We start from the raw sequence: 13,348 nt of genomic DNA, 5'->3' as shown, positions 1-13,348 counted from the left end.
GACAGGGTCCGCCCGAGGCGGACCCGCGCTTGCCGGCCGCCGGGGCGGCGGTCGGCCCGGTCATCACCCGGGGCACCCCACCGCGTGTGGAGGGTTGCCGCCCAGCGAGCCGGGGCTTGGCGCTGGGACTCATGACCTGACCGGGATGGTAGCGCCGCCGTCCAGCGCGTGGAGGCCGCCCGACGGCGGCCGGTGTCGAGCTCGTCCTGATGTCGGGACCGGACAGAATGCGATGGCGGGGTCACGCCCGTGATGGCACGGTGTCAGAACCCAGCCCGACCAGCTCACCGGGGGACGCCGTGCGCGAGCTCGTCTACTACGTCGCCACCAGCGTGGACGGGTACATCGCCGACCCGACCGGTGCCTTCGATGCCTTCCCCGTGGAGGGTGACCACATGGCGGTCGTCCTGGACGAATACGCCGACGCCCTGCCCGGACACGTGCTCCGGGCCCTCGGGATCGACCCCCCGGGAACCCGGTTCGACACCGTGGTCATGGGATGGAACACCCTCGCCCCCGCCCTGGCGGCGGGCATCGACAGTCCCTACCCCCACCTCCGGCAGATCGTGGCGAGCCGGCAGGACCGGGATGTGGCGCCGGCCGTCACGCTCACCCACGATCCGGTGGCGACCGTGCGCGCGCTCAAGAAGGAGACCGGCCGATCCATCTGGCTGTGCGGCGGCGGTGAGCTCGCCGCGTCACTGCTCCCCGAGATCGACCGCCTGGTCATCAAGCGCAACCCCCTCGTGTTCGGCGCCGGCATCCCGCTCTTCGGCCGGGCGCCCTACGCCCCCCGCCCCTTCACCCCCGTGTCCGCGCGTGCCTTCCGGTCCGACGTCGTGATCGAGGAATACGTGGCGGCACGCGCGGGCGGGAACGCGGGAGGCGATCCCCGCCAGTCGTCCCCCTCCCCCGCACCTACGCTCACCGCATGCGCATCGCGGTGATCGGCGGCAGTGGCCACATCGGCACGTACCTGGTGCCCCGGCTGGTCCGGGCCGGTCACGAGGTGCTCGCCCTGTCCCGGGGGACGAGCCACCCGTACTCCCCCGACGACGCCTGGTCCTCGGTCACCCGGGTCACGGTCGACCGGACCGCCGAGGACGCGGCCGGCACGTTCGGCGCCCGGGTGGCCGCCCTGGACGCCGACGTGGTCGTCGATCTCATCTGCTTCACCCCCGAGTCCGCCGTCGCCCTGGTCGACGCCCTTCGCGGGCACACGGGACATCTGCTGCACTGCGGGTCGATCTGGCGGTACGGGGTGAGCCACAAGCTGCCGATGCACGAGGACGACACCTCGCCCCCGTTCGGCGAGTACGGCGTGCAGAAGGCGGCCATCGCCGAGCTGCTCGCCGCGGAGACGCGGGGCGGCGGGCTGGTCACCACCGTCGTGCAGCCCGGGCACATCAGCGGCCCCGGCTGGATGCCCATCGGGCCGCTGGGCAACCTCGATCCTGGCGTGTGGCAGGCACTGTGCGCCGGGGAGGAGATCGCCGTCCCCGGCGCCGGGTCCGAACTCCTGCACCACGTGCACGCCGACGACGTGGCCCAGGTGTTCGCCCTGGCCGTCGAGCACCGGGACGCCGCCGCCGGGCAGGCGTTCAACGCGGTGGCGCCGTCGGCGTTGACCGTCCGCGGTTTCCTGGAGATCGCCGCGGGCTGGTTCGACCAGCCCCTGCGCACCCGGTCGGTGAGCTGGGACGAGTTCCGCGCCGGCACAACCGCCGAGTTCGCCGACGCCAGCTGGGAGCACCTGCACCGCAGCCAGTTCGCGTCCCTCGACAAGGCCCGCACCCTGCTCGGTCACGTCCCGATCGCCGAGCCGGAGGAGGCCGTCCGCGAGGGCATCGCGTGGCTGATCGAGCACGGCGAGCTCGAGGTCCGGAACCCGCTGGTGGGCTCCGGACGCCGGTTGTGACGGTCGTCGCGGCCGGAACGCCCAGGTGAGGTCATCGGCCCCGGGACAATCGACGAAGGAGCACGCACGTCGCACACCCGACCGGGAGGACCCGTCCTGATGTCTGCCACCGCCCTCGTCAAGGCGTTCCGCCTCGTCTCGTTCGCCGAGGCGGTGTCGTGGACCGGGCTGCTCATCGGGATGTTCTTCAAGTGGGTCGTGCAGTCCGGCGAGGTCGGCGTGCAGGTCTTCGGGCCCATCCACGGCGCGGTGTTCGTCGCCTACGTAGTCATCGCGCTGCTCACCGCCCGCGCGCAGCGGTGGTCGCTGTGGACGACGTTCCTGGCCCTGGGCGCGTCGATCCCGCCGCTGTTCACGCTGTGGTTCGAGCGCTGGGCCCATCGCACCGGCCATCTCGACCCGGCCCGCGCGGGTCGCACCGCCACCGCCTGACGCCCCGCCCGGGTCACCGCCGGCCGGGCTATCCCCCGGTGACCACGCCGACGATGAGCACCCCGTTGAGCCCGACGATCGCCGCGGTGATGGCCCAGCCGGCGACCTGGGTGACCCGCCCGTTGACCTGCTCCCCCATCAGATCCCGGTCGGCGGTCAGCCGGAGCAGCGGCACGAGGACGAACGGCAGACCGAAGGACAGCACGACCTGGCTGATGATCAACGCGGAGGTCGGGTCCACGCCGGAGCCGAGCACGATCAGGGCCGGGATGAGTGTGATCACCCGACGCCAGACCACCGGGATCCGCTTGTGGATCAGGCCGTCCATGATGACGCTGCCCGCATAGCTGCCGACGGACGCCGACGCCAGGCCCGACGCCAGCAGGCCGATCGCGAACATCAGGCCGATCACCGGCCCGAGCCCGGCCGTCACGGCCGCGTGCGCACCCTCGATGGTGTCCACCCCGTCCACCCCACGCAGGGCGGACGCCGCGAGCAGCAGCATGGAGATGTTGACCGCACCGGCCAGCACCATCGCGATCCCCACGTCGACGCGGGTGGCCGACAGCAGCCGACGCCGTTCCGGTCCGGGGGGCACCACCCCGAACCGGTCCCGGGTGAGGGCGGAGTGCAGGTAGACCACGTGCGGCATGACGGTGGCCCCGAGCATGGCCGTGGCCAGCAGGACCGAGTCCAGGCCGTCGAACCGGGGCACCAACCCGCCCACCACGCCCGACGGGGACGGTGGCGCGACGAACAGCCCGGCGACGAACCCGATGGCGATGACCAGCAGCAGGCCGGTGATGACGCGCTCGAACGGTCGCTGTCCGCGGCGGTCCTGCACCAGCAGCAGGAACAGCGACACGGCCCCGGCAACCAGGCCACCGAGCAGCAGGGGAAGGTCGAACAACAGGTACAGCGCGATGGCCCCACCGACGACCTCGGCCAGATCGGTGGCCATGGCGACGGCCTCGGCCTGCAGCCAGTAGGCGAGCCGGCCGGAGCGCCGGGTGCGGCGGCCCACCAGCTCGGGCAGCGAGGCCCCGGTGGTCAGGCCGAGCTTGGCCGACAGGAACTGGACGATCCCGGCCGACGCGGTGGCCAGCACGAGGACCCACACGAGCAGATAGCCGTAACGGGCGCCGGCCTGCAGGTTGGCCGCGACATTGCCGGGATCGACGTAGGCGACAGCGGCGACGAACGCCGGGCCGAGGGAGGAGGCGGTCACCCATCGACGCCGACGCGATCGACCACCCTGGACACCCGGCGACACCAGGTCCGCCGAGGACTCCCCTGTGCTCATGGCGTGATTGTGCGCGACGGAACGGCTGCGGACGGTGTGCGACGACGCACGGTTGACCTCCGTGTCACGGGGGCAGGACGCAGAGCGGGGGCGATCCCTGTTCGGAACCGCCCCCGCGTCGGACTGCCGGACGGGCTACCAGCTCAGACCGGAACCGGTCTGGTACTCGATCACCCGGGTCTCGAAGAAGTTCTTCTCCTTCTTGAGGTCCATCATCTCGCTCATCCACGGGAACGGGTTGTCGGTGTCGGCGAACAGCGGGGGCAGCCCGATCTGGCCACAGCGCCGGTTGGTGATGAAGTGCATGTACCGCTCGCACTGCTCGGCGGTCAGGCCGAGCATCCCGGTGGGCATGGTGTCCCGCCCGTAGGCGATCTCCAGCTCGCACGCCTTGGCCAGCATGCCGCTGACCTCGGCCTGGAACTCCGGGGTCCACAGGTGCGGGTTCTCGATCTTGATCTGGTTGATCACGTCGATACCGAAGTTCAGGTGGATCGACTCGTCACGCAGGATGTACTGGTACTGCTCGGCGATGCCGACCATCTTGTTGCGGCGGCCGAGCGAGAGGATCTGCGCGAAGCCGGTGTAGAACCACATGCCCTCGAAGATCACGTAGAACGCGATCAGGTCGCGCAGGAACGCCTGGTCGGTCTCCGGGGTCCCGGTGCGGAACGACGGGTCCTCCAGGCTCTGGGTGTACTGCAGCGCCCAGGCGTCCTTCTCGGTGATCGACGGCACCTCGCGGTACATGTTGAACAGCTCGCCCTCGTCCAGGCCGAGCGAGGTGCAGATGTACTGGAAGGTGTGCGTGTGCACGGCCTCCTCGAAGGCCTGCCGCAGCAGGTACTGCCGGCACTCTGGGTTGGTCAGGTTCCGGTACACCGCGAGCACGATGTTGTTGGCCACCAACGACTCCGCGGTGGCGAAGAAGCCCAGGTTGCGCTTGAGCATGGTGCGCTCGGCCTCGGTCAACCCACCGGGCGAACCGGCCGGGGCCTTCCACAACGCGATGTCGGCCTGCATGCCCACCTCGGTCGGCATCCACTGGTTGTTGCACCCGGCCAGGTACTTCTCCCAGGCCCAGGTGTACTTGAGCGGGAGCAGCTGGTTGACGTCGGCCCGCGCGTTGATCATCGACTTCTCCGACACCGAGACCCGGCCGCCGGTGGTGTCGATGGAACCCAGTCCGGTGACCAGGTCGTCGGCCGACGAAGCCGGGTCGACCTGGGGAGCCGCGGCCGGGACGGGGGCTGGGGACGGGGCGGGCGTGGCGACGGCCGCGGACGCCGGCGTGGTCGGACGCGCTTCGACAGCGGGGGCCTGGGCCGGGGCGTCGAAATCGGCCCAGAAATCGGTCGTGGTCATGGTGGTCCTCTCGGGAAGCAGGAGGTGCAGGGGCGGACGGGGCAGCCGGTGGGGCCGGCCGCGCGGCCGGGTCACAGGACCCGACCGCGAACGGTCACTGGCAGGCTTCGCAGTCAGGGTTCTCGATGGAGCAGGCCAAGGCCTCGGCCTCGGCCAGCTCGGCCTCGCTGCGCACCGGACGCTCCTGGGCGATGGGCGCCGCGACCGGAGCCGGCACGGGCACGACGGCGACCGGGGCGGGCGCCGCGACCGGGGTGGCCGACACGGCGTTCAGCCGCCCGTCCGTCCCGCGCAACGTGGACTTCTCCACGTGCGTCGCCGAGGTGGAGCGCAGGTAGTAGGTCGTCTTGCACCCGGTACGCCAGGCCAGCCGGTAGATCTCGTCGAGCTTGCGGCCGTTGGGCGCCGCCACGTAGAGGTTCAACGACTGCGCCTGGTCGATCCACTTCTGCCGACGGGACGCCGCGCGGACCAGCCAGGAGCCGTCGATCTCGAAGGCGGTGGCGAAGAGCTGCTTGACGTCGTCCGGGATGCGGTCGATCGGCCAGAGGGACCCGTCGAAGTACTTGAGGTCGGCGACCATGACCTCGTCCCACAGCCCGCGTTCCTTGAGCACGGCGACCAGGGCGGCGTTGACGACGGTGAAGTCGCCACTCATGTTCGACTTCACGAACAGGTTGCGGTAGGTCGGCTCGATGGACTGGGCCACCCCGATGATGTTCGAGATGGTCGCGGTCGGGGCGATGGCCATGACGTTGGAGTTCCGCATGCCCTGGCTGATCACCCGCTGCCGCAACGCATCCCAGTCCAGCCGCTGGGTGCGGTCCTGGTCCAGGTCCCCGCCCCGGCTGTCGGCCAGGATCTCCACCGAGTCGATCGGCAGGATCCCCCGACTCCACAGCGAGCCCTCGAACGAGCCGTACCGGCCCCGCTCGGCGGCTAGGTCGGAGGACGCGGCGATGGCGAAGTACGACAGCTGCTCCATGGACGTGTCAGCGAACTCCACCGCGGCGTCGCTCGCGTAGGCGATGCCCTGCGCGTACAGCGCGTCGGCGAAGCCCATCAGGCCGAGGCCGATCGGCCGGTGGCGCAGGTTCGACCGACGCGCCGAGGGCACCGTGTACATGTTGATGTCGATGACGTTGTCCAGCATGCGGACGGCGGTGGTGACCGTCCGGCGCAGGCGCTCGACGTCCAGGCCGTCGGCGGTCACGTGGGCCGCCAGGTTGACCGAACCCAGGTTGCAGACGGCGGTCTCGGCCTCGGCGCCGGAGCGGGTGTTCAGGGTGATCTCGGTGCACAGGTTCGACGAGTGCACGACACCGACGTGCTGCTGCGGGGAGCGCAGGTTGCACGGGTCCTTGAAGGTGATCCACGGGTGCCCGGTCTCGAACAGCGAGGTGAGCATCTTGCGCCACAGGTCCAGTGCGGCGACGCGGCGGAACACCCGCATTTCGCCGCGGTCGGCGGCCGCCTCGTACTCCGCGTAGCGCTCGCTGAACGCGGTGCCCACCAGGTCGTGCAGGTCCGGCACCTCGTCCGGGCTGAACAGGGTCCAGCTCGCGCCGCTCTCCACCCGGCGCATGAACTCGTCCGGGATCCAGTTGGCGGTGTTCATGTCGTGCGTGCGGCGACGCTCGTCACCGGTGTTCCTGCGCAGGTCGAGGAACTCCTCGATGTCCACGTGCCAGGTCTCCAGGTAGGCGCAGACCGCGCCCTTGCGCTTACCGCCCTGGTTGACCGCGACCGCGGTGTCGTTGGCGATCTTCAGGAACGGCACCACACCCGAGGACAACCCGTTGGTGCCCTTGATGTGGGCGCCGATGCCCCGTACCGGGGTCCAGTCGTTGCCCAGGCCACCGGAGAACTTCGCCAGCAGGGCGTTGTTCTTGATCGACTGGAAGATGTCGTCCAGGTCGTCGTCGACGGTGGTCAGGAAGCAGGAGGACAGCTGCGGACGGGTGGTGCCCGCGTTGAACAGCGTCGGGGTGGAGGCCATGAAGTCGAACGAGCTGAGCAGCCGGTAGAACTCGATGGCCCGCGCCTCGCGGTCGATCTCGCGCACGGCCAGACCCATCGCCACGCGCATGAAGAACGCCTGCGGCAGCTCGTAGCGGGTGCCGTCGGAGTGCAGGAAGTACCGGTCGTAGAGGGTCTGCAGGCCCAGGAAGGTGAACTGGCCGTCCCGCTCGGGGAGCAGCGCGTCGCCGAGCCGGTCGAGGTCGAACTCGGCGAGGGTCGGGTCGAGCTGACCGCACTCGATCCCGCGGGCGACGAAGGCCCGGAAGTACGGCGCGTAGCGCTCGGCCATCTCGCCGGCGTCGGCCTGCTCGGGGCGGCCGGACAGGAAGCTCAGCGCCTCGGCGCGCATGGTGTCGTTGAGCAGGCGGGCCGCGACGGTCGTGTACGCGGGCTCGGTCTCCACCAGGGCGCGGGCGGCCATGATCGGCGCGAGACCCAGTTCACGGGTGGTGATCCCGTCGTACAGGTTGTCCCGGGTGGCGGCCAGCACGGTGGCCGCATCGGTGTCCGGCAACCCGTCGCACGCCTCGGTGACCAGGGCCTCCAGCCGGGCCAGATCCAGCGGGGTGCAGGTGCCGTCCAGACCGAGGACCTGGAAACCGGCTGCGCCGGTGACGCTCTCACCGGCAGGCAGCTCGCTCGCCTCGCTGCGGGCCCGGCGGTGCTCCTCGCGGTACAGGATGTACGCGCGGGCGACCGCGGCGTCACCGCTGCGCATCAGAGCCAGCTCGACCTGGTCCTGCACCTCCTCGAGGTCGATGGGTCGACCGGGGGCGCTGCCCGAGTCGGCGCCGTAGCGGCGCGCGAGGGTGGCGGTGACGGCGTCGGTCAGCTCGATGACCTGGGCGCGCAGTCGGGAGGAGCGGCCCGCGGACTCGCCCTCGACGGCCAGGAACGCCTTGGTCAGCGCGACCGAGATGCGGCCGGCGTCGAACGGGGCGGTCGTCCCGGTCCGGCGCAACACCGTCATGCCATGGGGGGCGCCGGAACCCGGCTGGGCCGGCTCGTCGGTGGTCCCGGCCGGACGGGGCGTGGTCGGGGTGAAGGTCTGCGTCATGCTCTCTCCTCACGAGCTGGCAACCGGTCACCGGTCACCGCGGGGAGAGCACGACAGGGGGTCACGGAGGACACCCGGGCGCACCGACCCTCCCACGGGGTCCAGCGACGGCACCCCCGGGATCGGGGGTGCACCGAGGGCAGGTCTTCGGACTCGTGGGCCGGGCCCGCGGTCATCCGCCGGTCGCCCGACGTGTGCTCGCGTGCCGTTCCTAGTGGCCGTCGCTTCCCGGGAACCGGCCGGCTCCCAGTGCTGTCCGCACCGTCGGGCGTGACGCCTGACGGGCGGGACGGCTGTCGTTCCCACTCACCGCTGCGGGGCAGTCCCGGATTCGCACCGGATTCCCTGTTACCTTCCCCGACCTGGCTCGGCCGGAGAAACCTTCAGCAAGGAGGACAGTACATGTGGTGGTCCCCCATGGCGACCACCACCAGATGGTGTGGCGCGTCGCGTGTCGGATTCGCAGCGTGTCGGGAGCGACACGCCGCGTAGACCTCGTGCGTCCCGACCGGCGGCGGGTTCCCCGGCCGCTCTACGCTGCCCCGGTGAGTCTCCCCCGCAGCCTGCCGACCAGTCGCGTCCCGGATCCCGCCGATGCCCCGCCGCTGCGGTGGGGCATCCTCGCGCCGGGCGGCATCGCCCGCTCGTTCGCCGACGGTCTGCACCGGCACACCCGACAGCGTGTCGTCGCCGCCGGCTCCCGGTCCCTGCACCGCGCCCGGGTCTTCGCCGACAAGTTCGGCGTCGAGCGGGCGTACGGCTCGTACCAGGAGCTGGTGGACGACCCCGCCGTCGACGTCGTCTACGTGGCCTCCCCGCACAGCGGACACCACGAGCAGGCCCTGCTGGCCATCGCGGCCGGCAAGCACGTGCTGGTCGAGAAGGCGTTCACCCGCAACGCCACCGAGGCCGCCGACGTGGTGCGCGCCGCCCGCGCGGCCGGGGTGTTCGCGATGGAGGCGATGTGGACCCGCTTCCTGCCGCGCACCGACGTCCTGACGCAACTCCTGACCGACGGGGTGCTCGGCGAGCTGCGCAGCGTGCTGGCCGACAACGGCCAGTGGTTCGAGCCCGACCCGGGCCACCGGCTCTTCGACCCGGAGCAGGCCGGCGGCACCCTGCTCGACCTCGGGATCTACCCCATCTCGTTCGCCTGGTCGGTGCTGGGTCGACCGGACTCGTTCCTGGCCTCGGGCACCCTGACCGACACCGCCGTCGACGCGCAGGTGGCGATGATCCTGCAGTACCCGGCGGCCCAGGCCGTGCTCGCCGCGACGCTGACGGCCCGCACCCCGACGGCCGCCTCGGTCTCCGGGACGCTGGCCCGGGTCGAGATCGGCCACCCGTTCTACACGCCGGTCCCACTCGTGCTGATCGACCGGGACGGGGAGCGCATCACCGGTGATCCCGAGCCCATCGCCGGGCATCTCGGGCTCTGCCACGAGGCGGCCCACGTGGCCCAGCTGATCGCCGACGGAGCCACCGAGTCGCCCCTGATGCCACTGGACGAGTCCGTCGCGATCATGACGTTCATCGACGAGGTGCGGGCGCGCCTCGGGGTGGGCTACCCCGGGGAGTAGCCGCGCCGATCATCCCTCGGCGATGCCCCGATCGGCCTCGGCCTGCTGGATCCGGGCGGCGTGGGCCCGGGCCACCTCGCGCAGGGCGACCTCCGGTTCGACGCCGGCGGCACCCGCGGCGTAGGCGATGCGGAACAGCTGCTCCCCCACCGAGTCACCGTCCGGCGGGGGCACGTCCAGTCCGTTCTTCGCCGCGCGGGAGCCGAGCTTGCCGGCCAACGCCACCGCCGGCTGTCCGAGGGCCACCCCGTCCAGGGCCCGGGAGCGGCCCCGCTCGGCCTTCTTCAGTTCGTCCCAGCGCACCTGCTGGTCCTCCGCGGTGTCCAGGCCGGTGGTCGATGCCTCGGTCGGCGCGAAGACGTGCGGGTGCCGGCGGACGAGTTTGGCCACCAGATCACCGGCCACGTCGTCGATGGCGAAACCGCCGAGCTCCCGCGGCCGTTCGGCGGCGATCCGCGCGTGGAAGAGCACCTGCAGGAGGACGTCGCCGAGCTCCTCGCGGACCGCGTGGAGATCGCCGTCCTCGATGGCCTGGACGAGCTCGTAGCACTCCTCGACGAGGTAGCGCAGCAGGCTCTCGTGGGTCTGGGTCGCGTCCCACGGGCATCCGCCCGGTGAGCGCAGCCGGTCCATCACCGCCACGGCATCGAGCAGGGCGGCCCCGGGCACGGGCTCCGGGGAGGCGGGTGCCGTCACAGACCGTCGTCCGCCGGGACGACCTGCAGGGCCAGGGAGTCCCACACCCCGTACCGGGGGTTGACGCTCACCCCGGCCTGCTGGGCGTACCCGGTGAGCAGCAGCGCACCCAGGTCCCGGATCACCGTGGGCGGCTGATCGGCCACCGCTGCGGCCGTCAGCGTCCCGGGCTGCTCGGTGCGGTCGACGATGCGCAGCACCAGATACCCCGTCTGCGACGGGTACAACACGATCGACCCGACGGCGGCGCGGTACAGACCGATGGGGGCGGCACTGGGCTGGGCCAGCAGGGACAGCTGCTCGTCGTCGACCGCGCCCTGCGCGCCCCGCGCGATCTCGGCGGTCAGGGCCGACGGGTCGGCCAGGAACGCCGACCGCTTCGCGACCGCCTCGTCCCGGGTGGCGACCTGCACGCCCTGCACGGTGACCAGCACGTCGGTGACGGCGACCCCCTCCGGCGGCAGCTGCTCGAACAGGGCGGACAGGGTGAGGATGTCCCGGACCGCGGCGGGCACATCGGCCGCGGAGACCTGCAACTGGGTGGCCAGGGCATCGGTCCCGGCCTGCGCGACGACCGCGGCGACCTGCCCGGTGCTCACCTGCGCGCCACGCTCCCGGGCGACGGAGTCGAGCAACCGGGTGCGGATGGCCTGGGTGGCGACCGTCCGGGCCACGGTGGCCCGGGTGGCATCGCCGGGATCGGTCCCCGAGGCCGCGATCACCGCCGCGGTGCCGTCCTGCACGGTCGTGTCCGAGATGGCCGTCCCGCCCACGACGGCGGCCGAACCCATCTGCTGGGAGCACCCGGCGACCGTCAGTCCCACCAGGACGACCATGGTCGCCGTCAGACGTCGAGGCATCGTCGCCACCGTCCTCTCACCGGCCGGGGCGGCTGCCCGCAGCGCGTCCCCACCTTCGCACATCGCCCCCCGGCCGGTCGGCCGCGGCCCCGCTCCGACACGACACGACACGACACGACACGACACGACACGACACGAACGGGACCGCACACCGGGTCGGCCACGCTCCGCGCGGGTCGAGGCCCCGTGCGCGGTCCGGCGGGCGGACGTGGCGACCGGGTCAGTAGGCCCCGGCCGAGGAGACGGTGGCCTTCGCGGTCTTCCACAGGATGACCAGGTCGGCGGTGATGGACCAGTTCTCCACGTAGTAGACGTCGAGCCGGACCGACTCGTCCCAGGTGAGGTCCGATCGCCCGGACACCTGCCACAGACCGGTGATCCCCGGCTTGACCAGGAGTCGCCGCCGCGCCTCGATCTCGTACATCTCGACCTCGGCGGACAGCGGCGGCCGTGGGCCGACCAGGCTCATGTCGCCCTTGAGCACGTTGAACAGCTGGGGCAGCTCGTCCAGGCTGAACCGCCGGATGAATCGGCCGACCCCGGTGATCCGCGGATCGTTCTTGATCTTGAAGAGGACGGCGTTGCCGGCGTCCCGGTCCTCGTTCTTCAGCGCGGCCAGCCGGTCCTCCGCGTCCACCACCATCGACCGGAACTTGATCATCCGGAACCGGGAGCCGTTGATGCCCACCCGTTCCTGCAGGAAGAACACCGGACCGGGGCTGGAGAACTTGACGGCCAGGGCCACCCCCAGCAGCACGGGGGACGCCAGCAGGATCAGCAAGCTCGTGCCGACCATGTCGAAGGACTTCTTGAGGAACCGGTTGGCCCCGCGGTAGGTCGGCCGGTCGACGTGGATGAGCGGGAGACCGGCGACCGGCTGCGTGTGGATGCGCGGCCCGGCGATGTCGGTCAGCGCCGGGGCGAGGATGAGATCGGCGTCGCTGTCCTCGAGCTCCCAGCTCAGCCGGCGCACCGCGGCCGCGCCGAAGGACGCGGTCGAGGTGATGGCCACCGTGTCCACCCCGGAGCTGCGGACGACGTCCGCGACCTCGTCCAGGTTGCCCAGGATCGGCACCCCGTCGATGAAACCGGTGTCCACGCCGTCGACCTCGGGGACCCCGGGCTGGTGGCGCACGCAGGCACCGACGATCTCGTACCCGGCCCGCGGCGCGCGGCGCAGATCCCGGATCAGGTCCCGGACGGTCGCCGCGTTGCCCACGGCGAGCACCTTCGCCATGTCCTCGCCGGCGTCCCGGCGACCGTGCAACCAGCGCCGCCAGATGAACCGGGAGGTGAGCAGGGCCGCGAGCCCGGCCGGCATCATGATCAACATGTAACTGCGCGGCAGTTCGAGCTTGAACAGGTAGGACGCGATGGCCACCGCGCCGAAGACGGCCAGGGTCGCGTTGGCGACGCGCTTGTACTCCAGCGGGCCGTGGCCGATCACCCGCACGTCACGGCTGCCGGAGACGGTCAGCCCGACCAGCCACAGTGCGAGCAGGCCGAGGGTCATCAGGAGGAAGGGCAGGTAGACCGGTTCCCCGGCGGCCCGCTCCGACACGGCGGTCAGGTGCACCATGTGCACACCGATGGCCGCCCAGCTGAGCGCGAAGAGGTCGGTCAGGGCCAGATGCGCGGCGTACCGACGACTCCACGCGCGGCGACCGGGCCGACGGGCCCGCAGACCCGGGTGCCGGCGGTCGCGTACGGGGCGGGCGGCCCGCAGGTCGGTCATCCGCCGATCCGACGGCGCCGACACCCCGTCCGGGGTCGCGTAGCGGAGATCGAACGCCAGGGCGCCCGGCACTCCGGCCGGATCGTCCTGCACCGCCGCGGCCTTCTCGACCGAGGGCCTCTCGACGCCGGTCAGGTCGACCGGCGACCGCGACGATCGGCGGGTCCCCCGACCGCCGGACCGCAAGGAGAACGCCATGGACTGTGCCTTCTCTCCCTGACCACCGTTGGTGGCCGGATCATCTGCTCCCCCGAGCAGAGACGGAACCTCTGTGACTCGGGCCCGGCGCGCCACGCTGGCCCGGATGTGGATGAGTCACTCTGTCGGGCCCACCCGATGGGCCGGACTCCGACGAGTGCAGTTCAGCTGAGCGTAGTCGG

The 13,348-nt window shown here is 71.6% G+C and carries 10 protein-coding genes and 2 riboswitches; of the genes, 4 read left to right on the top strand and 6 right to left on the bottom strand.

All coding sequences use genetic code 11. From position 1 onward, the window contains the following. Positions 1-20 precede the first annotated feature (20 nt). Positions 21-137, bottom strand: a riboswitch (SAM riboswitch). A 162-nt stretch (positions 138-299) separates the two neighbouring features. The 3 genes from J2S58_RS17230 (at position 300) to J2S58_RS17220 (ending at position 2,350) form a co-directional block, all read left to right on the top strand. Further along, entirely contained in the window at positions 300-947 is a 648-nt protein-coding gene (locus tag J2S58_RS17230) for a dihydrofolate reductase family protein (protein WP_205257327.1), read from the top strand. After that, on the top strand, positions 932-1,918 hold the full coding sequence (locus J2S58_RS17225; RefSeq protein ID WP_205256989.1) for an NAD-dependent epimerase/dehydratase family protein: 987 nt from the start codon (positions 932-934) through the stop codon (positions 1,916-1,918). The genes J2S58_RS17230 and J2S58_RS17225 overlap by 16 nt, the downstream gene beginning before the upstream one ends. A 99-nt stretch (positions 1,919-2,017) precedes the next feature. After that, entirely contained in the window at positions 2,018-2,350 is a 333-nt protein-coding gene (locus J2S58_RS17220; RefSeq protein ID WP_205256988.1) for a DUF3817 domain-containing protein, read from the top strand. A 28-nt stretch (positions 2,351-2,378) separates the two neighbouring features. Here J2S58_RS17220 and J2S58_RS17215 read toward each other — a convergent pair whose 3' ends face one another. From J2S58_RS17215 to J2S58_RS17205, 3 genes are all read right to left on the bottom strand, one after another. Continuing rightward, positions 2,379-3,653, bottom strand: a complete 1,275-nt coding sequence (locus J2S58_RS17215; RefSeq protein WP_205256987.1) for an Nramp family divalent metal transporter — start codon at positions 3,651-3,653, stop codon at positions 2,379-2,381. Between the two features lie 135 nt (positions 3,654-3,788). Further along, positions 3,789-5,018, bottom strand: coding sequence for a ribonucleotide-diphosphate reductase subunit beta (locus tag J2S58_RS17210; protein WP_205256986.1), 1,230 nt, complete (start codon positions 5,016-5,018; stop codon positions 3,789-3,791). Between the two features lie 94 nt (positions 5,019-5,112). Further along, positions 5,113-8,097, bottom strand: coding sequence for a ribonucleoside-diphosphate reductase subunit alpha (locus tag J2S58_RS17205; RefSeq protein WP_205256985.1), 2,985 nt, complete (start codon positions 8,095-8,097; stop codon positions 5,113-5,115). Between the two features lie 121 nt (positions 8,098-8,218). Then, positions 8,219-8,497, bottom strand: a riboswitch (cobalamin riboswitch). A gap of 145 nt (positions 8,498-8,642) precedes the next feature. On the opposite strand from J2S58_RS17205, the gene J2S58_RS17200 reads away from it, so the two are divergent. Further along, a complete protein-coding gene (locus J2S58_RS17200) occupies positions 8,643-9,677 on the top strand; it encodes a Gfo/Idh/MocA family protein (RefSeq protein WP_306829045.1) in 1,035 nt (344 codons plus the stop codon). A 9-nt stretch (positions 9,678-9,686) separates the two neighbouring features. Here J2S58_RS17200 and J2S58_RS17195 read toward each other — a convergent pair whose 3' ends face one another. The 3 genes from J2S58_RS17195 to J2S58_RS17185 form a co-directional block, all read right to left on the bottom strand. After that, positions 9,687-10,373 carry a nucleoside triphosphate pyrophosphohydrolase gene (locus J2S58_RS17195; protein WP_306829043.1) on the bottom strand — a complete coding sequence of 229 codons (687 nt, stop codon included), beginning with the start codon at positions 10,371-10,373 and terminating at the stop codon, positions 9,687-9,689. After that, a complete protein-coding gene (locus J2S58_RS17190) occupies positions 10,370-11,233 on the bottom strand; it encodes a hypothetical protein (protein ID WP_205256984.1) in 864 nt (287 codons plus the stop codon). Before J2S58_RS17190 ends, J2S58_RS17195 begins: the two co-directional genes overlap by 4 nt. A 220-nt stretch (positions 11,234-11,453) precedes the next feature. Next, entirely contained in the window at positions 11,454-13,166 is a 1,713-nt protein-coding gene (locus J2S58_RS17185; protein ID WP_205256983.1) for a sugar transferase, read from the bottom strand. Between the last annotated feature and the right edge of the window lie 182 nt (positions 13,167-13,348).

The sequence above is a fragment of the Nakamurella flavida genome (assembly GCF_030811475.1).
Lineage (GTDB): Bacteria > Actinomycetota > Actinomycetes > Mycobacteriales > Nakamurellaceae > Nakamurella > Nakamurella flavida.
This window is presented reverse-complemented; position numbering and strand designations above follow the sequence as displayed.

Excerpts from the sequence above, each read along its gene's own strand:
- J2S58_RS17210 (WP_205256986.1), bottom strand. The coding sequence starts at position 5,018 with ATGACCACGACCGATTTCTGGGCCGATTTCGACGCCCCGGCCCAGGCC.
- J2S58_RS17185 (WP_205256983.1), bottom strand. The coding sequence starts at position 13,166 with ATGGCGTTCTCCTTGCGGTCCGGCGGTCGGGGGACCCGCCGATCGTCG.
- J2S58_RS17190 (WP_205256984.1), bottom strand. The coding sequence starts at position 11,233 with ATGCCTCGACGTCTGACGGCGACCATGGTCGTCCTGGTGGGACTGACG.
- J2S58_RS17205 (WP_205256985.1), bottom strand. The coding sequence starts at position 8,097 with ATGACGCAGACCTTCACCCCGACCACGCCCCGTCCGGCCGGGACCACC.
- J2S58_RS17215 (WP_205256987.1), bottom strand. The coding sequence starts at position 3,653 with ATGAGCACAGGGGAGTCCTCGGCGGACCTGGTGTCGCCGGGTGTCCAG.
- J2S58_RS17220 (WP_205256988.1), top strand. The coding sequence starts at position 2,018 with ATGTCTGCCACCGCCCTCGTCAAGGCGTTCCGCCTCGTCTCGTTCGCC.
- J2S58_RS17225 (WP_205256989.1), top strand. The coding sequence starts at position 932 with ATGCGCATCGCGGTGATCGGCGGCAGTGGCCACATCGGCACGTACCTG.